The sequence below is a fragment of the Nostoc sp. S13 genome (genome assembly GCF_029379315.1).
GTDB lineage: Bacteria > Cyanobacteriota > Cyanobacteriia > Cyanobacteriales > Nostocaceae > Nostoc.
The window spans coordinates 73,614-96,785 of sequence record NZ_JAQYWQ010000010.1; the positions used below are offsets into that span (position 1 = coordinate 73,614).

General features: G+C 44.1%; 20 protein-coding genes, 1 tRNA gene and 1 pseudogene. 9 read left to right on the plus strand and 13 right to left on the minus strand.

Going from position 1 to position 23,172, the window contains the following annotated elements; genetic code table 11:
- Positions 1–49: 49 nt before the first annotated feature.
- Entirely contained in the window at positions 50–1,339 is a 1,290-nt protein-coding gene (gene eno, locus PUQ00_RS05760) for a phosphopyruvate hydratase (RefSeq protein WP_300414041.1), read from the minus strand.
- Positions 1,340–1,615: 276 nt separating this feature from the next.
- Here eno and gloA point away from each other — a divergent pair, with 276 nt between their 5' ends.
- The 4 genes from gloA to rpmB all read left to right on the plus strand — a co-directional run bounded on the left by gloA (position 1,616) and on the right by rpmB (position 8,121).
- A complete protein-coding gene (gene gloA / locus PUQ00_RS05765; protein ID WP_300414043.1) occupies positions 1,616–2,050 on the plus strand; it encodes a lactoylglutathione lyase in 435 nt (144 codons plus the stop codon).
- A gap of 505 nt (positions 2,051–2,555) precedes the next feature.
- Positions 2,556–5,198 (plus strand): ATP-dependent chaperone ClpB, encoded by a 2,643-nt coding sequence (gene clpB, locus PUQ00_RS05770; RefSeq protein WP_300414047.1) that lies wholly within the window; start codon positions 2,556–2,558, stop codon positions 5,196–5,198.
- A 538-nt stretch (positions 5,199–5,736) separates the two neighbouring features.
- Positions 5,737–7,728 carry a molecular chaperone HtpG gene (gene htpG / locus PUQ00_RS05775; protein ID WP_300414049.1) on the plus strand — a complete coding sequence of 664 codons (1,992 nt, stop codon included), beginning with the start codon at positions 5,737–5,739 and terminating at the stop codon, positions 7,726–7,728.
- A 156-nt stretch (positions 7,729–7,884) separates the two neighbouring features.
- Positions 7,885–8,121: a 50S ribosomal protein L28 gene (gene rpmB, locus PUQ00_RS05780; protein ID WP_104906789.1), complete on the plus strand. Its 237-nt coding sequence runs from the start codon at positions 7,885–7,887 to the stop codon at positions 8,119–8,121.
- A 65-nt stretch (positions 8,122–8,186) separates the two neighbouring features.
- Here the strand turns inward: rpmB and petL are convergent, their stop codons facing one another.
- Together petL and PUQ00_RS05790 are read right to left on the minus strand one after the other, a co-directional pair.
- A complete protein-coding gene (gene petL, locus PUQ00_RS05785; protein WP_100899295.1) occupies positions 8,187–8,282 on the minus strand; it encodes a cytochrome b6-f complex subunit PetL in 96 nt (31 codons plus the stop codon).
- A gap of 39 nt (positions 8,283–8,321) precedes the next feature.
- A complete protein-coding gene (locus PUQ00_RS05790; RefSeq protein ID WP_300414053.1) occupies positions 8,322–8,444 on the minus strand; it encodes a hypothetical protein in 123 nt (40 codons plus the stop codon).
- Between the two features lie 51 nt (positions 8,445–8,495).
- Here PUQ00_RS05790 and aroB point away from each other — a divergent pair, with 51 nt between their 5' ends.
- Positions 8,496–9,626, plus strand: coding sequence for a 3-dehydroquinate synthase (aroB, locus tag PUQ00_RS05795; RefSeq protein ID WP_300414055.1), 1,131 nt, complete (start codon positions 8,496–8,498; stop codon positions 9,624–9,626).
- 80 nt (positions 9,627–9,706) lie between these two features.
- Positions 9,707–10,285 carry a Uma2 family endonuclease gene (locus tag PUQ00_RS05800; protein ID WP_300414057.1) on the plus strand — a complete coding sequence of 193 codons (579 nt, stop codon included), beginning with the start codon at positions 9,707–9,709 and terminating at the stop codon, positions 10,283–10,285.
- A 190-nt stretch (positions 10,286–10,475) separates the two neighbouring features.
- On the opposite strand, the gene PUQ00_RS05805 is transcribed toward PUQ00_RS05800, so the two are convergent.
- The 4 genes from PUQ00_RS05805 to PUQ00_RS05820 all read right to left on the minus strand — a co-directional run bounded on the left by PUQ00_RS05805 (position 10,476) and on the right by PUQ00_RS05820 (position 14,466).
- Positions 10,476–10,949, minus strand: coding sequence for a GAF domain-containing protein (locus PUQ00_RS05805; protein WP_300414059.1), 474 nt, complete (start codon positions 10,947–10,949; stop codon positions 10,476–10,478).
- A gap of 558 nt (positions 10,950–11,507) precedes the next feature.
- Complete coding sequence (locus tag PUQ00_RS05810; RefSeq protein WP_300414061.1) at positions 11,508–11,822, minus strand: S-layer protein; 315 nt, start codon at positions 11,820–11,822, stop codon at positions 11,508–11,510.
- Positions 11,823–12,838: 1,016 nt separating this feature from the next.
- Positions 12,839–13,690, minus strand: a complete 852-nt coding sequence (locus PUQ00_RS05815; RefSeq protein ID WP_300414063.1) for a CmcJ/NvfI family oxidoreductase — start codon at positions 13,688–13,690, stop codon at positions 12,839–12,841.
- Between the two features lie 92 nt (positions 13,691–13,782).
- Positions 13,783–14,466 (minus strand): glutathione S-transferase family protein, encoded by a 684-nt coding sequence (locus tag PUQ00_RS05820; protein WP_300414065.1) that lies wholly within the window; start codon positions 14,464–14,466, stop codon positions 13,783–13,785.
- Positions 14,467–14,714: 248 nt separating this feature from the next.
- Between PUQ00_RS05820 and PUQ00_RS05825 the strand changes: the two genes are divergently transcribed.
- A complete protein-coding gene (locus PUQ00_RS05825; protein ID WP_334741126.1) occupies positions 14,715–15,077 on the plus strand; it encodes a hypothetical protein in 363 nt (120 codons plus the stop codon).
- Positions 15,078–15,387: 310 nt separating this feature from the next.
- On the opposite strand, the gene PUQ00_RS05830 is transcribed toward PUQ00_RS05825, so the two are convergent.
- Together PUQ00_RS05830 and PUQ00_RS05835 are read right to left on the minus strand one after the other, a co-directional pair.
- Positions 15,388–16,164, minus strand: a complete 777-nt coding sequence (locus PUQ00_RS05830; protein ID WP_300414070.1) for an RNA methyltransferase — start codon at positions 16,162–16,164, stop codon at positions 15,388–15,390.
- A 93-nt stretch (positions 16,165–16,257) separates the two neighbouring features.
- A tRNA-Leu gene (locus PUQ00_RS05835) sits at positions 16,258–16,338 on the minus strand.
- Between the two features lie 409 nt (positions 16,339–16,747).
- On the opposite strand from PUQ00_RS05835, the gene murA reads away from it, so the two are divergent.
- Positions 16,748–18,115, plus strand: coding sequence for a UDP-N-acetylglucosamine 1-carboxyvinyltransferase (murA, locus tag PUQ00_RS05840; protein ID WP_300414112.1), 1,368 nt, complete (start codon positions 16,748–16,750; stop codon positions 18,113–18,115).
- A gap of 340 nt (positions 18,116–18,455) precedes the next feature.
- Here murA and PUQ00_RS32725 read toward each other — a convergent pair.
- Positions 18,456–18,767, minus strand: a pseudogene (locus PUQ00_RS32725) (type III-A CRISPR-associated RAMP protein Csm5); the annotation flags it as partial.
- 282 nt (positions 18,768–19,049) lie between these two features.
- Positions 19,050–19,673 carry a class I SAM-dependent methyltransferase gene (locus tag PUQ00_RS05845; RefSeq protein WP_300414071.1) on the minus strand — a complete coding sequence of 208 codons (624 nt, stop codon included), beginning with the start codon at positions 19,671–19,673 and terminating at the stop codon, positions 19,050–19,052.
- A gap of 93 nt (positions 19,674–19,766) precedes the next feature.
- Between PUQ00_RS05845 and hemH the strand changes: the two genes are divergently transcribed.
- A complete protein-coding gene (gene hemH, locus PUQ00_RS05850; RefSeq protein ID WP_300414072.1) occupies positions 19,767–20,933 on the plus strand; it encodes a ferrochelatase in 1,167 nt (388 codons plus the stop codon).
- Between the two features lie 177 nt (positions 20,934–21,110).
- Here the strand turns inward: hemH and PUQ00_RS05855 are convergent, their stop codons facing one another.
- Positions 21,111–21,650, minus strand: a complete 540-nt coding sequence (locus PUQ00_RS05855) for a DUF4126 domain-containing protein (RefSeq protein ID WP_300414074.1) — start codon at positions 21,648–21,650, stop codon at positions 21,111–21,113.
- Between the two features lie 212 nt (positions 21,651–21,862).
- Positions 21,863–23,158 (minus strand): adenylosuccinate lyase, encoded by a 1,296-nt coding sequence (gene purB / locus PUQ00_RS05860; protein WP_300414076.1) that lies wholly within the window; start codon positions 23,156–23,158, stop codon positions 21,863–21,865.
- Positions 23,159–23,172: the final 14 nt, after the last annotated feature.

The window sequence follows — 23,172 nt, forward strand, 5'->3', positions numbered from 1 at the left end:
TGGGGAAAGACCTTACTCCCTACTCCCTATTCCCTACTCCCCCTCTTCTCTACTTCGGCCCTAACCCCACAGCACCAGCATAAACGGCGCGATCGCCTAGTTGATCTTCAATTCGCAGCAAGCGATTATATTTTGCTACCCGTTCGCTGCGACAGAGGGAACCTGTTTTGATTTGACCAGCACGGGTTGCTACGGCTAAATCAGCGATCGTTGTGTCTTCTGTTTCACCAGAACGATGGCTAATTATTGAACGGAAACTGTTGCGAGTTGCCAAATCAATTGTTTCTAAGGTTTCGGTAAGCGAACCAATTTGATTGAGTTTAATCAAAATGGCATTAGCGGCTTTTTCCTGGATTCCTCTTTGCAAGCGCATGGCGTTGGTAACAAACAAGTCATCTCCGACCAATTGCACCCGCGAACCTAACTTCTGGGTAAGCAATTGCCAACTTTGCCAATCTTCTTCATGCAAGCCATCCTCAATTGATACAATTGGGTATTGATCAACCAGTTGCGCGAGGTAATCAATAAACTCAGCCGGGGCGTGAGGTTTACTATCATAAACATAGTGCCCATTCTTGTAAAACTCACTAGCCGCCACATCCAATGCCAAAGCGACTTCTTCCCCTGGCTGATAACCAGCTTTCTTAATGGCAGCAACCAGCAATTCTAAAGCCACCTGATTAGACTCTAAGTTAGGGGCAAAGCCACCTTCATCGCCCACACCAGTAAGCAAACCCTTCTCATCTAATACTTGACTAAGGGTAGCAAACACCTCTGCACCCCAGCGCAATGCTTCCCGGAAGGAAGTTGCGCCAATTGGGACAATCATAAACTCTTGAAAATCTACGTTGTTTGAGGCGTGTGCCCCACCGTTAATCACATTCATCAACGGCACTGGGAGCAAATTCGCTAAAGGGCCACCCAAATAGCGATACAGAGGAATTGCCAAAGATTCAGCACCAGCTTTGGCTGCTGCTAGGGAAACCCCCAAAATCGCATTAGCTCCCAAATTAGATTTGTTAGGAGAACCATCTATAGCGATCATTGTGCGGTCTAGCAGTTCTTGGTTCAGGACATCCAAGCCTAACAATTGTGGCGCTAGTGCTTCTCTGACGTTTTGTACTGCCTTGAGTACGCCTTTGCCCCCGTAACGGCTTTTATCGCCATCACGCAGTTCGTGAGCCTCAAAAGTGCCAGTGGAGGCACCACTGGGAACTTGCGCCAGTCCGACAACACCGTTAGCTAAATGCACTTCGGCTTCAATTGTTGGTCTACCGCGTGAATCAAGAATTTCACGAGATGCGATCGCCTCAATGGCAGTATCTAGAATGTTACTCATCTGTACTTTATCCTTTATTCGAGTGTGTTACGCATACAGTCCAGCTGCCTAACCCAATCGCTAGCATAGGCGGTTAACAGACTTTGTTGGCTGAGATTAAAGAAGATTTCCATTATTTATATGGATAGGGAGCAATACCAAGAATGGATAAGGAAATGTTTATCCTGTCCTTTACCTTTTAATTACTTCTCTGATGGCATTTTTACCTTAAGACTTTCAGCTAGGTAAAATGTTGGCAGAGAATAACACTAAATCAATTACAGAGAAAAGGTCAATATGCGATTACTACACACAATGCTGCGGGTGGGCAACCTTGAAGAGTCCTTAAAGTTCTACTGTGAACTTCTAGGAATGAAACTACTGCGCCGAAAAGACTATCCAGGGGGAGAATTTACCCTAGCTTTTGTGGGCTACGGTGATGAAAGCGACAACTCGGTAATAGAACTAACCTACAACTGGGGTGTGGAAAAGTACGAATTGGGTAATGCTTATGGTCACATTGCTCTTGGCGTTGATGATATTTACGCTAAGTGTGAAGAAATCCGCAATCAGGGCGGTAAAGTCGTGCGCGAACCAGGGGCGATGAAACATGGTACGACAGTAATTGCTTTTGTGGAAGATCCAGATGGGTATAAAGTTGAACTGATTCAACTGGGAAATCAAGGGTCAGCAGTTAAACAAGAATCACAACAGCAACTTGTGAGTCAGTAATAAGAGAAGGCAGGAGTAAAACTCTATCGCAGGCAATAAAGCGATCGCAAAATCCACACTGATGTCTTGAAAAGTTGAGGCAGATGCGAGGACATTAATTATTCCCGCACACTGGTGTCTGGTGCCAGTAAACCCAGACGCGCGAGAGTTTTCGGTTTTTGCCTCCGTTTTCTAGGCGGGTTAGGGGATCTCCTGTGCGTAAATCCTATTAGGATTGCCCCCATACTGTCGTTGATGAAGCGATCGCTCCTATAGCACCATTTGGCAAAGTCCGCTCAGAAGAGTATTTTCGTTTTAAATTAGAAAATAGGTAATAGATCAAACTATCATCAATTACTAATCCCAAATTGCCACCAGAGATACACGCGGATATACGCTGAGAATGTTTGGATAATTATCTGGGTACTAAGGAGTAGGCTTACAACCACTCCCTACTCCCCACTCCCCACTCCCTTTAATAATCCCCAATCCCTAAACTAAAAATCAAAATTCCAAAATTCTAAAGATGCAACCTACAGATCCGAATAAATTTACTGATAAAGCCTGGGAAGCAATTGTTAAATCTCAGGATATAGTCCGTGCTTATCAACAACAGCAACTAGATGTTGAACATTTAATTATTGCCCTGTTAGAAGAACCCACTAGTTTAGCAATTCGTATCCTGGCTCGATCTGAGGTCGATCCAATCCGGTTGCAACAGCAACTAGAAGCCTTCACCCAACGTCAGCCGAAAGTTGGTAAAAGTGATCAGCTTTACCTTAGCCGCAATTTAGATGTTTTACTAGACCGAGCTGAGGAAGCTAGAACCAGGATGAAAGACTCCTACATTTCTGTAGAACACATACTTTTGGCCTTTACTGAAGACGATCGCATTGGACGAAAGATACTCAAAGGCTTTAACGCGGATGCAGCTAAACTAGAAGCTACTATCAAAGCCATTCGCGGTAGCCAAAAGGTGACAGATCAAACCCCAGAATCCCGCTATGAAGCCTTACAAAAATTTGGCAGAGATTTGACAGAACAGGCAAAAGCTGGAAAACTTGATCCGGTGATTGGGCGGGATGACGAAATTCGGCGGGTAATTCAAGTATTGTCTCGTCGGAGCAAAAATAACCCCGTCTTAATTGGTGAACCTGGGGTAGGTAAAACTGCGATCGCTGAAGCTTTGGCACAACGCATGGTAAATGGTGATGTTCCCGAATCCTTGAAAAACCGCAAACTCATCTCTTTAGATATGGGTAGTTTGATTGCTGGGGCAAAATTGCGAGGAGAATTTGAAGAACGCTTGAAAGCAGTCCTCAAGGAAGTTACAGAATCTAACGGTGACATCGTACTGTTTATTGACGAATTGCATACTGTAGTCGGCGCCGGTTCCACTCAACAAGGGGCAATGGATGCCGGAAATCTGCTCAAACCGATGCTGGCACGGGGAGAACTGCGTTGCATTGGCGCAACTACCTTAGATGAGTTCCGCAAACACATTGAGAAAGATGCCGCCCTAGAACGCCGCTTTCAGCAAGTATTTGTGGATCAGCCAAGTGTGGAAAATACTATTTCCATTCTGCGGGGGTTGAAAGAACGCTATGAAGTCCATCACAATGTCAAAATTTCTGATTCGGCTTTGGTAGCAGCAGCAACCCTGTCAGCGCGTTATATTAGCGATCGCTTCTTGCCAGATAAAGCCATTGATTTGGTAGATGAAGCAGCAGCACAGTTGAAAATGGAGATTACCTCTAAACCAGCAGAATTAGAAACCATTGATCGTCGCCTCATGCAGCTAGAAATGGAAAAGCTATCATTAGCTGGCGAAGAAAAGGGTACTCCCCAAACTAAAGAACGTTTACAGCGAATTGAGCAAGAAATCGCCAATTTAACGGAAAAACAGCAAATATTTAATGAGCAATGGCAAGGTGAAAAGCAGATATTGGAGGCGATAAGCGCTTTAAAGAAAGAAGAAGATGCGCTGCGAGTGCAAATTGAACAAGCGGAACGTGCTTATGATCTAAATAAAGCTGCCCAATTGAAGTATGGCAAATTGGAGGGAGTGCAGCACGAGCGCGAAGCCAAAGAAGCGAACCTTTTAGAAATTCAAAACCAAGGTTCCACGTTGCTGCGAGAACAAGTCACCGAAGCCGATATTGCCGAAATCGTCGCCAAATGGACAGGAATCCCTGTCAATCGCCTGTTGGAATCGGAACGGCAAAAATTACTACAACTAGAAAGTCATTTACATGAACGAGTCATTGGGCAAGAGGAAGCTGTAGAAGCGGTAGCAGCCGCAATTCGTCGCGCCCGTGCGGGGATGAAAGATCCCTCTCGTCCCATTGGTTCATTTATGTTCATGGGCCCCACAGGTGTGGGCAAAACCGAACTCGCCCGTGCTTTAGCTCAATTTCTCTTTGATTCTGATGATGCATTGGTGCGCTTGGATATGTCTGAGTATATGGAAAAACACTCAGTTTCTCGCCTTGTGGGAGCGCCTCCAGGATATGTAGGATATGAAGAAGGTGGTCAACTTTCCGAGGCGATTCGCCGCCGTCCCTACTCAGTGGTGCTGTTGGATGAAGTGGAAAAGGCGCACCCCGATGTGTTCAATATTTTATTGCAGGTGTTAGATGATGGGAGAATTACTGACTCTCAGGGAAGGACAGTAGATTTTCGTAATAGCGTCATTGTCATGACTAGTAATATTGGTAGCGAACATATCTTGGATATATCGGGTGATGATTCCAAGTATGAATCAATGCGGATCAGGGTAATGGAAGCCTTGCGATCGCATTTCCGCCCGGAATTTCTCAACCGCGTCGATGATATTATTCTCTTCCATACCTTAAATCGCACCCAAATGCGGCAGATCATCCGTATTCAACTCAAGCGGGTAGAAAATCTCCTGCGCGAGCAAAAAATCTTCTTTGAGATATCCCAAGCTGCCTGTGATTACCTTGTAGAATCAGGTTATGACCCTGTTTACGGTGCTCGCCCACTCAAACGGGCAATTCAGCGAGAAGTAGAAAACCCCCTCGCCACCAAGTTATTGGAAAATACTTTTATCTCTGGAGACACGATTATCATTGACAAAAATGAAAACGGTTTGTCTTTTAACAAAAAAATGCTGGTGAAGGTATCAGTACCACAGATTGCTACATAGCAGTTATTAATTGCGTGGAATACAGTCGGGGCGCACATTTATGCGCTCTTACTGGGTGTTGTATCAATTTATTTCTTACGAATTAGGAATTAGCATGAGAAACTGTAGCCGAAATCCTAATTTTTTTCTTAGGGGCAATACCCTGCGGTCAGCCGCTTCTCTTCGAGACGCACTCGCGTTTGCGTCTAGATGAATTGCCCCTAATAGCGTCTAGTTTTGCGTAAGTCCAACTGCTTTGAAAATCGGGAGTCGGGAGTAGGGAAATCCGAATCAGAAAATGGCGGCAAACAATGCTAAAAAAACAAGCGATCGCCTAAGGTATCTTTTAAAATTCTTATTGGTATCATCTCGTTCTGTGTTCTCCGGGTTTATCCTGGAAAACAGACAACTAGTACACTACGGCGTAAATAAACATACCATTTCAAATGGCGCAAGAGCTTGAAATACAGTTCTTTTGACTTTTGACTTCCGCCTTGCGGTACTAGGCTGTATTAGCTACTATCATCATTTCAGATACTAACATTGAAGATTATCAATCATGCTAGAACAAGGTACTATCAGTATTCATACTGAGAATATTTTCCCGATCATTAAGAAGTCGCTCTACTCAGACCACCAAATATTCTTGCGGGAACTGGTATCTAACGCTGTAGACGCCATCCAAAAGCTGAAAATGGTATCCCGCGCCGGAGATTATGCTGGAGATATCGGCGAACCTGAAATTGAAATTGCCATTGATAAAGATAAGAAGACTCTCTCGATCTCCGATAACGGTATCGGCATGACCGCAGATGAAGTTAAGAAATATATCAATCAGGTTGCCTTCTCAAGTGCTGAAGAATTTATTCATAAGTATGAAGACAAGTCAGATCAAGCAATTATTGGTCACTTCGGTCTTGGCTTCTATTCCTCCTTTATGGTGGCGCAAAAGGTAGAGATTGATACTCTCTCATATCAAGAAGGAGCGCAGGCGGTTCACTGGAGTTGCGATGGTTCCCCAGCATTCACCCTAGAAGATTCGCCTCGAACAACTCGCGGCACCACTATTACTCTCAGCCTGCAAGGAGAAGAGGAGGAATTTTTAGAATCAGCACGAATTAAGAATCTTGTCAAGACCTACTGCGACTTCTTGCCAGTACCGATTAAACTCGATGGCGAAGTATTAAATAAGCAAAAAGCACCGTGGCGAGACTCTCCGAGTAACCTGAGTCAAGAAGATTATTTAGAGTTTTACCGCTACCTGTATCCTTTTCAGGAAGAGCCTTTGTTGTGGGTACATCTAAATACTGACTATCCCTTTATCATCAATGGCATTCTCTATTTTCCCAAAATGAGGCCGGATGTAGATGTTACTAAAGGGCAGATCAAGCTATTTTCTAATCAAGTTTTTGTTAGCGACAACTGCGAAGAAATTATCCCGCAATTTCTGATGCCGATGCGCGGTGTGATTGATAGCACCGATATTCCTCTAAACGTATCACGTAGTGCCTTGCAAGGCGATCGCACCGTGCGGAGAATCGGTGATTACATCGCCAAAAAAGTCGGCGATCGCCTCAAAGAACTTTTCCGCGATCATCGTGAACAATACATTAGCGCCTGGAAGGATCTTGGTACTTTTGTAAAATTCGGCGTTCTCAACGACGAGAAATTCAAAAAACAAATCGAAGATATTATCGTCTTCCGCACCACCGCCAAGCTGACAGAAAAACCTGCTGCTGAAACTCCAGCAGTTGAAGTACAGTCTTCAGAGGGCGATGCTTGGCAAGATGTTACTCCTCCCTCACCCGATCCTGATTTTTCAGCACCGAGCGCTCCTTACACCACGCTCAAAGAGTATCTAGAACGCAACAAAGAACATCACGAAAACCGGGTTTTCTATACCACCGATGGAGCAACCCAAGCTACCTATATAGAACTGCACAAAAATCAAGGCTTGGAAGTCCTGTTTATGGACTCCTTCATCGACACCCACTTTATCAACTTCCTAGAGCGGGAATATCAGGATGTCAAGTTTACGCGGGTAGACTCAGATTTAGATAATACCCTGCTGGAACAAGACAAAGGTACGGAAATTGTTGATCCCAAGACGAACAAAACCCGGAGTGAGACGATCAAAGAGTTATTTGAGAAATCCCTCAACAAACCCAAACTCAACATCCGTACCGAAGCGTTGAAATCAGATGATCCTCAAGGTACACCACCTGCGATCGTGCTTTTACCAGAAATTCTCCGCCGGATGCGAGAAATGAACGCCATGATGCAGCAGCAGACAGTAGATTTTCCCGAAGATCACGTTTTGCTGGTGAATACTGCTCACCCACTGATTCAAAATCTGGCAAATCTTAACCAAGGTAGTATTATTCAAGGTGAGGGTCAATCGCCTACAGATCAGTTAGTCAACTTGATTTGCCAACACGTCTACGATTTAGCGCTAATGTCTCAGAAAGGATTTGACGCTGACGGAATGAAATCATTTGTCGAGCGATCGAATGAAGTACTCACCAAGCTGACGGAACAAGCTAGTAAATAGGAGAGACGCGATTAATCGCGTCTGTACGTTTGGAGTTTGGAGTTATTTCTCCCTCATCTCCCCACTCCCCACTCCCCACTTCCCGCTCCCCACTTCTGTTGCCTAAGACCTAGAATGGAAAGGCTGTATTAAAATAACAATCTGGAGATACTTGCTATGTCCCGTCGCTGTGAACTAACTGGTAAGAAGGCAAATAATGCCTTTGCTGTTTCCCACTCCCACCGTCGTACTAAACGCCTTCAGCACGCTAATCTACAAAACAAGCGTGTTTGGTGGGAAGGCGGAAATCGCTGGGTGAGATTAAAGCTGTCTACCAAAGCAATCAAAACCTTACAAATTAATGGGTTAGAAGCAATGGCAAAAGAAGCTGGCATTAACCTGAATCATTACTAAGTAATGTAGATTTTATAACCTGAGACTTGAGGGCAGGCAAGATGCCCGCCCCACAAGAGTCTTGGTTAAATTATTTTGGCAGTCCGCAGACCGAACAGCAGACCGACAGCCAAACCAAAGAACAAAGCTAAAAAGCCGATGTAAGCGACAATTGCAAACATTTATTTTTCTCCACAATACTTCCTAAATCTATTGAATCATTAGTTGTTGGGCATTGGGCATTGGCATTGGGCATTGGGCATAGGGTAAAACAGTTCCGAGTTCCAAGTAAAGAAGTGAGATTCCCCACTTTTAACTCCTAACTCCCACTCCCCACTCCCCACTCACAGATTGCGATACAATACAGCCCACGGGCGCTTGTTTGGGGTTGGGCAATGACTTTAATTAATGTAAATTTACCAGAGCAGTCTTATGAGATTGCGATAGCTTCTCTGCGAGACGCTACGCGAACGTTGAGCGACGCTAACGCAGCTTCGAGTTTAGATCAGCTTGGTCAACAAATGGCCAATCTCAAGCTAGGCAAAAAGGTATTGCTGGTTTCTAATCAGACGATTTTAAAACATTTTGGGGAAAGAGCGATCGCATCCCTCACATCTGCTGGATTTGAAGTTGCTAGCTGCACCCTACCACCTGGTGAACGCTACAAAACCCTCAATTCCATTCAAAAACTTTATGATATCGCCTTGGAAAACCGCCTAGAACGTTCTTCTACTATGGTGGCTTTGGGCGGAGGTGTGATTGGCGATATGACTGGTTTTGCAGCCGCAACCTGGCTGCGCGGTATTAATGTTGTGCAAGTGCCTACCTCTCTGTTGGCGATGGTGGATTCGGCAATTGGTGGCAAAACTGGGGTGAATCATCCCCACGGTAAAAACTTGATTGGGGCATTCCATCAACCGCGCTTGGTTTTGATTGACCCAGATGTGTTAAAAACTCTTCCTATGCGCGAGTTTCGGGCAGGAATGGCAGAAGTTATTAAGTACGGTGTGATTTGGGATGCCGAATTGTTTGCCCAGTTGGAAGCAAGTAAACGCCTCGACCAACTCCGCTATGTAAAACCTGAGTTAATAAACAACATATTAACGCGCTCTTGTCAAGCTAAAGCTGACGTTGTTAGCAAAGATGAAAAAGAAGGTGGATTACGAGCGATTCTTAACTATGGACATACCATCGGTCATGCAGTAGAAAGCTTGACTGGTTATCGTTTAGTAAATCACGGTGAAGCGGTAGCCATTGGCATGGTAGCAGCCGGTCAAATTGCTGTGGATTTGGGATTGTGGCAAAAGGAAGACACGGAACGTCAAAATGCTTTAATTCAAAAAGCGGGTTTACCGACTCAGTTACCAGATGGGGTGGATATTGAAGCAATTATTGAGGCGTTGCAGTTAGATAAGAAAGTCAAGGCGGGGAAAGTGCGGTTTGTTTTACCAACGGAGATTGGTGTAGTGACAGTTACCGATGAGGTGCCATCGGATATCATTCGGCAAGTGTTGCGGGGAATGTAAACAATTTGAAGAAGAATTCAGGAGTCACAATTAAAGTTAGTTGCTCTGTCCTAGAATTATGAATTACAAATTATTGAGCCATGATACTTCAAGCCAAAAATCAATTAACTTTGCAAGAGTTCCTAAATCTTCCACCAGGCGAGGGAGATATAACTTATGAGCTTGTTGATGGTCAAGCAATTCCTAAAATGTCACCCAAAAAATTCCACTCTAAACTTACCCGCGCCCTTCTCAATTTGATTGAGCAATGCTGTGAAGGAAAAGGAGAAGTTTGCCCAGAATTAGCTGTCGCATTAACTCGTCGAGGGCGAGATTGGATGCCAATCCCAGATATTTTATATATTTCTAATGAACGTTTACCCCCTGATTGGCATCAAGAAGGAGCATGTTCTGTTTCTCCTGATTTAGTGATTGAGATTATTTCGCCCGGACAAACCTTTGGACAAATGGCGGCTAAAGCCAAAGACTATTTAGATGCTAAAGTGCTGCGGGTGTGGGTGGTAGATAGTAAAGCCAGAAGCATTACTGTTTTTTATCCAGATGCTGCACCACAAACTTATATGGGAGAAGAATTACTTACAGATTCTTTATTTAAGGGACTGGAATTTACTGTTGAGCAAGTATTTCAAAAGGCGAAAATACCATTAGATACCGAATAGCACACTTTTCGGCCTGATTAACTTTTGCAATTTACCAGTTGAGTCCTTGTTATCATTTTGCGATCGCCCCACTACCAACTTCAAAATACCGTATCATCAAAAAGCTAACGATGCCTTGACTCTGAATACCAACAGATGCTTTTGGGGCGTCTGTCCTTGTACGCATCCTTAGGCAGGTTAATTGATTAAATCATTGATCAGGGCGTGTGCGGTATGCGATTCGTCTTATCAATGGCGCTATCGCCTCCATCAGCTCGACGTTTGTGTTGCTTATTGCCATTGGTCGGAAGTCGAAGTGACAAATCGTCCCGAACATCTTGCCGTCTTCATCCAGCAGTGGCACGCCGCAGTAGGATTGCACTTCTTTCCACTTTAGGTGGCCGCGAACCCGGTCGTCTTGGAGTGAGTCGGGTGTCGTGAACGTTCCGCGGCTGCTACGGACAAAAACGCAATATGAGGCCATTACCGGAATATCCGGCGTTAACTCTTGCGTCGGATTCTCCCGGTCGAAAAAGCAAACGTTATGCAGTGTTTCTTCATCGAACCGATACAGTGCCGTGAAGCGATGCTCGCTCAGTCCGTTCAGGAAGATGACGGCAGCACGGACATCTTGGCGACCGAGAATGGTTTTCAGTTCGCGCAACGAATCTGCAAAGTTAACCATATGCGTGACGCCTAACTATTTATTGGTTATTGGATTGATTTTTTCCATATAGCATCGGAATAGGGTCAACTATATTGCCAGGAGAGCAAGGGATCTCCCTCTTGAGCGTAAATACATTGCAAGCTGTTTATATAGTATACCGATAGAGGTAAATTCATAAAAACTGGGTCGTTGCACCCCAACCAGACGTTTTAACTCTCGATTCGATAACTTTTTTGTTTGCTCGTATCGCATAGGTAGATTGATTCAAGCTACAAAGTCCCCAATATTACCACAAAATAATTTTGCAAGAGGTCTATTATAGTTATTTCCCAATTTCCCAGTTACTATATCGGAACTTGAGCTTCAAAATTCGGAACTCCAAGCTCTCTAGTAGAATTATCAAGATAAATTTTACTTTGAGCTATTTACAGCAGCTTTTATTTATTTAGACCACACAATAAAGGCGCTTTTCTTTGCCTCTCTTCCTCTCAACGTCCACCGAAATTTCAATCGGCGGCTTTTGCTATTCAAACTTTTATCTGCGTGAGATTTTTATATTTTTAAATCAGCAACACCCTATTTTTGAAACTGCTGTTCTTTCTGCGGTTGCTGCTGGCTATTTGTTGGTTGCAGTTTTTGAAATAAAGCTGGTGGTGTTGCTTTGCGAAAGGCACCGCAGTAGTGCATGGTCATAACTGCTTTGAAAGCCCAATGGTCTGCTGGCACATCACTAAAGGGATTTGGTAAAGTTTCTGCTTGATTTTGGACACAAGCATTCAAAACTTGATTCGATTTTGCTGGAGTGTCGGTAGTAGGTTCTTGAGATTTAACAGGAGTAATAAAGCCAGTAATAGCTACCATTACAACTGTTGCCAGAATTTTGTACTTCATAATTTGAGTTTTCTAGGGATAAGAGTCTACCCTATGTTAGTTCCCAGGCTGTTGCCCAGGAACTATAATAATCCTGGTAAGATTAAGCGTTAGAAAACATTGTAAGCATTACTAATAGAACAACTAATGCACTGATCCAAAGGGCTAACGATCCCCAACTAACTGAATCTTTTTGTACTCTTTGCCAGAAATTGGCGACTAAGTTATTCCGAATTGCCATTTTATAACCTCCAATTTTTATGAAACCTGTACTGACTCAATGCATTCACCCTACATTGAGTAAAAAAAGTTCATCTTTGAGAGTATCAGCCTTAATTTGCTGATTCCCAGAGATTAACCAATAGAGATTTAAATTAATCCATGCAGCGATTGGCAATGCATATGTCTCAACGCATTACTGATCTAAAAAACAAACAAAAATTTACAAAAAAATATTTGTTGATGCTTAACTTGATTGTCCCATACGTAAGTGTTTACACTCAAAAATTTAGTGATTTTGAGAGAATTCTTAATGTTGTGTTAACCACGTATAAAAGTTAGTGTTTTTCAAATCACAAACTACGTAAATAGTGACTCTGTTTCACTTTCCCTTGTGATTTCTCTAGATTTGAAATAGACACAATTAACAGTGAGATTGGTAGGTAAATAATGGTGCAACAAATAAGACATAATGAACCGTAATATATCTGTATGATTCCAGTTGAGAGAATTACAGCTAACCAAGACGAAGAAATCATCACCTTTGGTGTCAGGACTTACGCAATCAAAGCTTGAAACCTCGATCCCCCCTTAAAAAAGGGGGGAACTTGAAAGCCCCCTTTTTAAGGGGGTTGGGGGATCTCTTCTGCGTAAATCCTAGGTGTATCTGCTGACGAGGCAAAAAAACAAGGCGAGGAATTATTAGCATCTACCTATGGTTGTAATTAATCGCAAGTTTTTGGGCATTGGGCATTGGGAATAGGGGACGAGTCTTTTAACTCCACTCCTCTGCCCCCCCTGCTCCTCCTGCCTATTTCTTATGCCGCATAAAAGACCAATGTCCGCAACTCGATACTCTCGCGGGGCGGGGCATCCGGTTGGCTTGTTGGGTCATCAAATGCGGTGTGGGCGGCGAACCGCGCCAAACCTTCCTGTGCTGAGTCAAAGCACTTGATGAGTAGCGCCTCATTCCGTTGCATTTGCGGAAAGTAAAACCATCGATGTTTCGGGTTGTACGTCACCGCGTAGGTTTCGCCGACGCGATCGCGATACACAAGGTCAGTAGCCACAAGGTCTGTCGGTGCGATACTTTCGGCGTCACACACTGCTAATGGAGACTCCTGCACTGGCCCCGCAATCGGTCGCCAGAGGTTGACTACACTGAATCTGTGCTGTAGAAGCTCATCCGGGTCTTCAGTACCGATTGCTTCCAGCACGGTACGGGCGCGACTATAGCCAGACTTGGCAGTGAAGTCGTTGTGTACACCCCTTACTGGCGTCTTTATGCCTTGCTCGCCTTGCTTCGCCCGTTCGGCATTACGGAGGTTGTGATCGAACACTATCACCCTTTGGGCACCTGTCAAATCCTTGAGGAATTGCTCGGCCTCTGGGTAGTAAACGCGGCGCACCTCATCTTGATCATAAAAGTCTTTAACAGTGCTGTGGTGTTCGGCCAAGGCGAATCCCTGTTCATTCAAGGACACGTCTTGTGAGATCGTCCGAGCATTATAGATCGGGAGTGTGTGTACTTCATACTTCCCACTTCGCTGTGGAATGCCTGGTGGTGGTTCGTAGGTGTAGTTGACAGGTTTTTCTGCTGTCGGGCTGAGGTAATTAAGTTCTCCCTCAACGTGCGGTAGTTCCTCGAACAATTGACTGTTTAGGCTCATGGGTTACATCTCCCAGTGAATTCAACAATGTTTTGGTAATAGTGGACATGGCACAGGGGACTGTAAGCTCTACCTGTTCCCTATTTCTTGCCCTACTTTTGAGCAGAAGCAACGGCAGTGGGCGCACCGAGAATCTTGGCAAATCTTTCAATATAGAAGCTTGCAGGATTTTCCACAGCCCGAATTGACTGGCGATCGCGCACAGTATCCCACCATTTCTGCAAGCGAGGGGTTTCTGTTGGTAAGCTGAAATTGCGGAAGTGTTCCAGGAGGGGCAAGCGTTCAAACCAAGGATAGAAGCTGATATCCACTAAACTAAACTGCTCCCCTAACCAGTAAGGGCGATCACCAGACAGCTTACCTAGTCCTTCTTGCTCAATGTATAACAGAGATTCCAAAAACTCTCTTTGTCCCTGTCCCTGTTCTTGAGCATCTTTACCACGGAGGAGTTTGTTAAAGGCGGGTACAAACCGAGTGTTGGCATAGTCGATCCAGATCCGAGCGATCGCTTTAGCACCTGGATCGCGGGGTAATAAAGGTGGTTCTGGGAAGACTTCATCGAGATATTCGTTGATGATCGCAGACTCATAAATTTCGATATCCCCATGTTTAATCGCAGGGACTTTGCCGTAACGGGAAATCTGTGTGTAGCTATCTGGTTTGTTTTGTAAGTCAATTTCGGTGGCGCTAAAGTCAATTCCTTTTTCCAGTAAAACCACACGGGTTCTTTGGGAGAAGGTGGAGGCTTTGGCAAAGTAAAGTTCTACGGTACTCATAAAATACTTTCCTTGTAAATATTGCGTAGACGTGCAGCCTTGAAGATGTCTCCATTACTCCGGGCTTGTTGCTAGACATGGCCTAGCTTGGACGCAAGAGCGCGATCGCATACTATTAAATATACTACGATTTATCGCCCGACTTACCGTACAATGTCTCAGGAGTATTTCATAGTCTTTGTAAAAATACAAGTCACAATAATTGCAGACAGCTTGGCAAAAGCAACCAAAGCCAAGTATCGATATTCTTGATAACCACTGCTAAAGTTGATACAGCACAGAACTATGATGTTATTAGTGCAAAATTTAAATCTGTAGTAACTGCAATCAAAATTAAGTCACTAAATCAGGATTTTCAAGTCAATATTATGGAGCAAATTCAGCCACAACCGCGCCGCGTCGCTGATCAGGTGTTTCAAGAATCCCTCGATCAGTTGGAGGATATCTTACAAGAAAATTCCACTGAGGAAGAAGAGATCGCCCAACTGCATACTAGCACTGGCACTGAAGTCGAACTCGATCAAGACTTGATAGATATTGATTTAGCCGCTCTTGAAGACGCAGTTGCTGATATTGAACAATTTCTCGAAGAAAAAAGAAAAACGAATTGAAGAAGAATTCAGAATTCAGAATTCAGAAGTCAGAATTCAGAAACGGAGCGTCTCTGGCTCCGCTTCTGACTCCTGAATTCTATTTCGATAAAAGTTATCAAACAGAATAAAGGTGCCAGTCGCCAGAATTCACTTGGGTATTTTGTGCGACTGGTGGATGAATAAACGGCGTTTAAGACCCCCACAAAACAAGAAAATTTGGTGGTCTTCAATCAGTGGCGGGTCTGAATCCCCCACTGATTGCATTCTGACCAATGTATTCTGACGAATGTATTCTTCTTCAAAAGCTCTAACTCCTAACTCCTAACTCCTAACTCATTTGCCGCCGTGCCTCGTACAACATTAAAGCGGCTGCGATCGCCACATTCAAAGATTCCACCCCAGGACTCAAAGGAATTCTGACTTGCTTATCTGCGATCGCTGCTAAATCTGCCGATAAACCAGCACCTTCATTTCCCAGTAAAATCAGACTGGGTTTTCGCCAGTCCACCTCCCAATAAGTTAAAGTCGCACTGGGTAAAGTTGCCACTACCTGCATTCCTGCCTGCTGACTTTGTTGCACTGTCGCTTTTAAGTCTTCGGTTACGCCCGTTGCTAGGCGAAACCATTGCCCTGCTGAAGCCCGGAGAACTTTGGGACTGTCTAAATCTACACTATCTTCACTTACCCACAATCCTGATGCTCCAGCAGCAGCAGCAGTGCGGATCATTGTACCCAAGTTGCCGGGATCTTGCACAGTTTCTAAAGCTAGCACTAAACCAGTAAATGGTAATTGAGTTTGGCGCTTGCTGCGCTTTGCCGTTGCCACCACACCATCCGGTTGAACTGTGGTAGCGATCGCATTCAAGACTTCTCTACTGACAATTTCGGCGCGATCGCATCGGCTACAAGCTTCCTCCCACAGCGAAGGATGAGCTGCTTGCCATTCTGGGGTACAACACACTGTTTCTAGTGGGTAATTCACCGCACAAGCTTCCTCTAACAGGTGCGTCCCTTCCAGCAAAAATAACTGCTGCTTGTGCCGTTCCTTTGTGGAGTGGAGTTTGCGGATTTGCTTGACTAGGGAATTTTGTAAACTGGTTAACATCAAAAAGTTAGGAGTTAGGAGTTAGGAGTTATGAGTTAATTTAGTTTTCTTTCAACTCATAACTCTTCACTTTTAACTCCTAACTTAATAATATGCGGAACCCGGGACTTGAACCCGGAAGCCTTGCGGCACTAGAACCTGAATCTAGCGCGTCTGCCATTCCGCCAGTTCCGCTGGCAATTATCTTTATTGACAATTTCCTATTATTGCCTAATTTTTGACCTTTGTCAACTTAAAACATCACGCCTCATTAAAAGTCTCAAACTGGAAACGAGTCTTTCAGGGGATTAGGTTGGATCAAAATATTAACTCAACACAACAGCATTGATTTTTAGAGAACACTTAAGTTATTTTACTGAGTATTTAATTTTGCTTAAAGATACTAATTATTTGTGATTTTTTGTTAAATTTTTCAAAAGCTCAAAAAGCCTGCTATTGCTTGTTTTCAGCCCGCATTTTTCACCCAAAAAACAATTTTTTTTTGCCAGATGTTGCCCGAAAACGTGGACAAATTCAATCTTTACTGTAGAATCAAAACCAACTTCAAACATCTAAAATACGTATTACTTTTGGAGGTAGGCTTATTAATCCTTCTACCAGCTTACCAGATGCCAAATTTGCTCCAAAAGCAGACTCCTCAGTCTTGCAAATTTGGGGTGGGCATCCTTTGCAAGGTCATGTGAAAATTAGCGGGGCAAAAAATGCAGCACTGGTAATCATGGCTGGAACCTTGCTGTGTCCTGGCGATTGTCGCATCCGCAATGTCCCGTTATTAGCGGATGTAGAGCGGATGGGTCAGGTGTTATTGGCTTTGGGTGTACGTTTAACACGGCAAGGTGACATTTTAGACATCAACGCCAGCGAAATTAAAACGTCGAAAGCTCCCTACGAACTAGTTACCCAGCTGAGGGCGAGTTTTTTCGCCATTGGTGCTATTCTGGCAAGACTGGGAGTAGCACAGATGCCCTTACCAGGCGGTTGTGCTATTGGAGCAAGACCAGTTGACTTGCATGTCCGAGGTCTGCAAGCAATGGGAGCTGAGGTGCAGATTGAGCATGGCATTTGTAATGCCTACGTCCCTGGCAGCAGCCGGAGATTAAAAGGTGCGAAGATTTACTTAGACATCGCCAGCGTCGGAGCGACAGAAAATTTGATGATGGCGGCGACCCTGGCAGAGGGCGAAACGATCATCGAAAATGCTGCCAGAGAACCGGAAGTAGTTGATTTAGCTAACTTCTGTAATGCGATGGGAGCGAAGATTAAGGGGGCGGGGACTAGCAGGATTATTATTGAAGGAGTTGCCAAGTTGCACTCTGTTGACTACAGCATTATTCCCGATCGCATTGAGGCGGGGACGTTTTTGTTAGCAGCAGCAATTACCCGCTCAGAACTTACCCTCTCGCCAGTGGCTCCAGAACATTTAGTACCAGTGATTGCCAAACTGCGGGATATTGGGGTGACAATAATTGAGGACAAGCCTGAACACTTACGCATCCTGCCTGCGGAAACCTTTAAGGCAACAGATATTGAAACTCAATACCATCCAGGTTTTCCCACAGATATGCAAGCGCCGTTCATGGCTTTGCTGACATTAGCGGAAGGCGACAGCGTGATTAATGAATCTGTCTTTGAAAATCGCTTGCGTCATGCCTCAGAGTTGAATCGCTTAGGGGCAGATATTCGTGTCAAAGGCAATGCTGCTTTCGTGCGGGGAGTACCGAAATTGTCTGGCGCACCAGTATTAGGCACAGACTTACGAGCATCGGCAGCGCTAGTCATAGCAGGACTGGCGGCAGAAGGACAAACCACAATTCAGGGATTGCAGCACCTCGATCGCGGCTATGATCGACTCGATGTAAAGTTGCAGCAATTGGGAGCTAAAATCCTGCGCGTGGGCGAAACATCAGCAGATGCAGAAATCGCTCCCACCATCAGTAGCTTATCAAGTTGAAATTGATCGGTTGAGACTGACGCACAAACAAGGGGAATAAGGGAGACAAGGTAAAAATTTTTCCCTTACTCCCCTGCTTCTTGTGCGGATATGATTAAAATCTAAATTTTTGCCTGATGCTTTAGGATTGTTCTTAATTTCTTCCCAGTAAGAGATGATTTATAAAGTAAACCTTAAATTGTAGGGTGCGTTATAGCAACGCTTAACGCACCGAGAAACATGGTGCGTTACGGCTACTTCTCACTCTCTCGAACTCCCAAATCCTTGCATAGCCGTAACACACCCTACTTAATATTTACTTTATAAATAGCCTCTAATCATGCTCATAATCCCATTGTTATTGGGTAAATTCCTGACATATTTGCAATAGTTCATCTAGGTTGCTAAAGGGTAATTTCATCCCCTGTTTATGCTGAAACTATAAAAGCATTTCCATATTTAAAGTGAGGGTAAATTATGTTTGAACATTCCGCACCATTTCGGCATAAATAGACGCTTTATATTTAGCTAAGTAGTCAGTAAATCTGCTAGAAACTATTATCTCAGCCACAACAGGCATATTAACAGGAATCTCTTGACCTTTCTTAGTTTTAATTTTGCTTTCTAAAAGTGGTTCTGAATCGGTAACTTTCAGCGCTCTTAAAAAGTCTGTTACTCTTCAAGAGTTTAGCAGTTCAGGAAATTTGTGTAGGCAATCAATAAATGTTTGAGGTGATAAATCAGGCGATCGCTCAACATCAACTTCAATAGACCTATCCACAAATAAACCTCAAAATAGCTGAAACCCTTACATAGCTGACTTTTTAGCTTATATAAAACAGGAACCTCTAAAACCCTCTCCAGAGCTAGGTTTCAGCCAAATAAAGTTCTCATTTCCGGATAAGTCTAATATAACAATTACCGCTTGCACATGCCTACACAAACAAATTATCCTTCATTTCTTCGCCTGTATCACTTGCAAACTACCACCTGCATATAAAGTTGGCTCACCTACTTCAAACCCAGTTTCAGTTAACAATCTAGGCAAATCAGTTTTCAACAATTGCCAAGCTGTTTCCGTCTCAAACAACAACAAAAATAGTGATACCCCAGGCCAAAATATCGGATTCGTAGGAGCATGAAAATCCACCAGCGTAAATACCCCTCCTGGCTTCAACACCCGATAAACTTCATTAATAATTTTTCGCAATTGCTGAGGCTGCATCTCGTGTAATGCGACACTGGTATGCACCACATCAAACAGATTATTTGGAAATGGCATCTCCTCGGCAAAAGCTTCGACATAGGAAGCTAATGGTACATTTAACCGCGCCCGTTGTAAAGACTTAGGTGAAGCGTCCAATCCTGTTACATTTTGTGAAAAATTTACCAAAAATTGGGTTGTTTGACCACTGCCACAACATAAATCTAAGACCTGACTATCTGAGTAAATTGTTAAGCCTTGCAAAGCAAGTTGCCGAAAACGAGCTTCACCACCTATACTTAAGGCTGCCAAACGAGAGATACTGTCATACAGCCACTGATAGCGGTAACTCCAATCCCTTAAAATTGTTGCCATTGCATATTTCCTTGCTATTAAGCTTTATATTTAATAAAGATATATTGTTAACATTAGTAAAAAACCTGAAAAGATTGGGGGAAAGTAACTGCTATGGGTCGTGTAGGCGTCTTATTACTCAATCTCGGTGGCCCCGATAAGCTAGAGGATGTTGGGCCGTTTTTGTACAACCTGTTTTCCGATCCGGAAATTATTCGCCTACCATTTCGTTGGTTGCAAAAGCCCCTAGCCTGGTTTATTGCCACGCGGCGAACCAGAACATCTCAAGCAAATTATAAGCAAATCGGTGGCGGTTCCCCATTGCGGCAGATCACAGAAGCGCAAGGGGAAGCTTTAAAAGAACAGTTGGGCTATTTGGGGCAAGAAGCTAAGATTTACGTAGGAATGCGTTATTGGCATCCGTATACAGAAGAGGCGATCGCACAGATCACCCAAGATAATATAGAACATCTGGTAATCTTACCACTATATCCCCAGTTTTCTATCAGTACCAGTGGTTCCAGCTTCCGGCTTTTAGAAAAGCTTTGGCAAGAAGACCCAAAACTTCAACCCATTGATTACACCGTCATTCCTTCTTGGTACAAAGAACCAGGCTACCTTCAAGCAATGGCGGAACTCGTAGCCCAAGAACTCGGACAGTTTCCTAATCCAGATCAGGTTCATATATTCTTCAGCGCTCACGGCGTTCCGAAAAGCTACGTTGAAGAGGCTGGCGACCCCTATCAGCAAGAAATTGAAGAATGTGCTGCCTTGATTATGCAGACCCTCAATCGACCCAATGTCCACACCTTAGCTTACCAAAGTCGCGTCGGCCCAGTAGAATGGCTCCAACCCTATACTGAGGATGCCCTCAAAGAACTAGGCGCACAAGGCGTGAAAGATTTGGTTGTCGTGCCTATTAGTTTTGTCTCAGAGCATATTGAGACACTACAAGAAATTGATATTGAGTATCGGGAAGTAGCAGAAGAATCAGGAATTCACAACTTCCGTCGCGTTCCTGCTCCCAATACCCATCCGGTATTTATTAATGCACTGGCAGACTTAGTGATTGATGCGCTGAAAAACCCCAGTTTCAAGCTTTCGCAAGCTGCCCAAATGAAAAAAATGGTGAAAATGTACCCCCAAGAACGTTGGGAATGGGGTCTGACTACTAGCGCCGAAGTATGGAATGGTCGGATTGCCATGCTGGGGATTATTGCCTTAATCATCGAGCTGATTACCGGTCACGGCTTCTTGCACATGATTGGAATTTTGCAGTAGAGACGCGATTAATCGCGTCTGCACAGGAGTTAGGAGTAGAGACGCGATTAATCGCGTCTGTACAGGAGTTAGGAGGAGAGACGCGATTAATCGCGTCTGTACAGGAGTTTTCAATTTTTCTCTCTAACTCTTCAGTCTTAACTTCTATGTTCATTCCTAACTTCTCACTCTTAACTCCTAACTTTTCTGCCAATACCAGTCATACCACTGCTTCGCGCTCCGAACTGCAAACCAGAGCAGAATTAAAGCAATTAATCCTCCTTGCCAGGGAGCATCAAAGGCAAAAAGTACTAGAGCAACACACAAGGTATCTTGAAGAAAGACTGCCCATAACGGTAGGCCACGTAAGCGATAGAACCAACCAACTTGGACTACCTGGAGTACTAAAGCTAACAAACCCCCAATTATGGCAATCAGCCAGTTTGGCGTTGCTGTTGCGCTAGCTACTGCTAACCCCATAATTGCGCCCACGACGGGAGACATGAATAACTGAATCAGTTGGAGCAATCTCTGCCCCCATAGCTTTTTTGAGGCTAATAATTCAATTAATGACCAACTGGTGAGGCAGCCTAATAATATTGGTGGAGAAATGTGAGATAAAATTGGAACTTGTGACCACAAGTTACTACCTTGCAATAGTCCAATAATCAGCAAAGGTATGCCTATTCTCATTCCGGCTGCCGCAGAGGCTGAAAGCGTGGCTAGGATTTCAATCATCAAAGCACTCTAAGCACTAATTAATAAGTAGATACTTGTTATTTATACTACCCAGTCTTGACAAAAATTCCAGCACCAAACTGACAGTCTTCAACAATGGAATATTAAAGATTTTTAATATTTTAATATCTTCTTTTTTGATAGCATTTGCGTATTTTTTGGATAGCAGGTTAGTAGTGAGCGCTTAAGCGCTCACTACAAGCAAATTAATCCTAAATACCCAACCTTTGGTAAACCTCTTCTAAATGCCTCAGATGCTGCTGGGGGTCGAAACAGACCTCTAGTTCTGCTGGGGACAACTTTTGAGTAACGCGAGAGTCTTTGCTAATTAAGTCCTGGAAATTACCTTCCGGCTTGTTCCAAGCGGCGTGAGCACTTTCTTGAACGATCGCATAAGCCTCTTCACGGCTACTTCCCTTGTCTATCAAAGCCAGTAGCACTTTTTGGCTGAACACAACGCCGCCGTAGCAGTTGAGATTTCGTTCCATGTTCTCAGGATAGACCAACAGGTTTTTTACCAAGTCGGTTATTTCTGTCAACATAAAATGCGTCAAAGTGCAAGCATCTGGCAAAATTACCCGTTCTACAGAACTATGGGAAATATCCCTCTCATGCCAGAGAGCAACGTTTTCCAAAGCTGCACCGGCATGACTTCTGACGAGTCGCGCCATTCCCGTCAGCCGTTCCGAACGAATGGGATTGCGCTTGTGTGGCATTGCTGAGGAACCTTTTTGACCTTTGGCGAAGAATTCTTCAACTTCCAGAACATCTGTTTTTTGCAGATTGCGAATTTCTACAGCAAAACGTTCGATGGATGCCGCTACCAAAGCTAATTGTTGCACGTAATCGGCGTGGCGATCGCGGGAAATAACTTGGGTTGAGGCCGTATCGGGTTTGAGTCCGAGTTTTTGGCAAGCGATCGCTTCTATACGAGGTTCAACATTCGCATAGGTTCCGACTGCACCAGAAATCTTACCCACAGCAATCGTTTGGCGGAGTATTCTCAGGCGTTCTTGGTGTCGCAACACTTCTGCTAACCAGCCAGCTAGCTTGAAACCAAAAGTAATCGGTTCAGCGTGAATACCATGCGATCGGCCAGCCATCACTGTATGACGATGTTCCCGTGCTTTTTGGCGAATTACCTGAATCAAATCTTCCAGACGTTGCAATAATATATCCAAACTAGCAACCAATTGCAATGCTAAAGCTGTATCCAAAACATCCGAACTAGTTAAACCCAGGTGAATATAGCGTCCGGCATCACCAACATATTCGTTGACATTTGTCAAGAAAGCGATAACATCGTGGCGGACTACAGCCTCAATTTCCAGCACCCTATCGGGGTCAAAATCTGCCTTGGCCTTAATTTCCTCAACCGCCTGAGATGGAATGTAACCCAGTTCAGCTTGAGCCTCACAAACAGCAATTTCGACTTGCAGCCAAGTTTTTAGTTTATAGGCTTCACTCCACAGATTAGCCATTTCGGGCAAAGTATAACGCTCAATCACAGTTCGGCACAGAA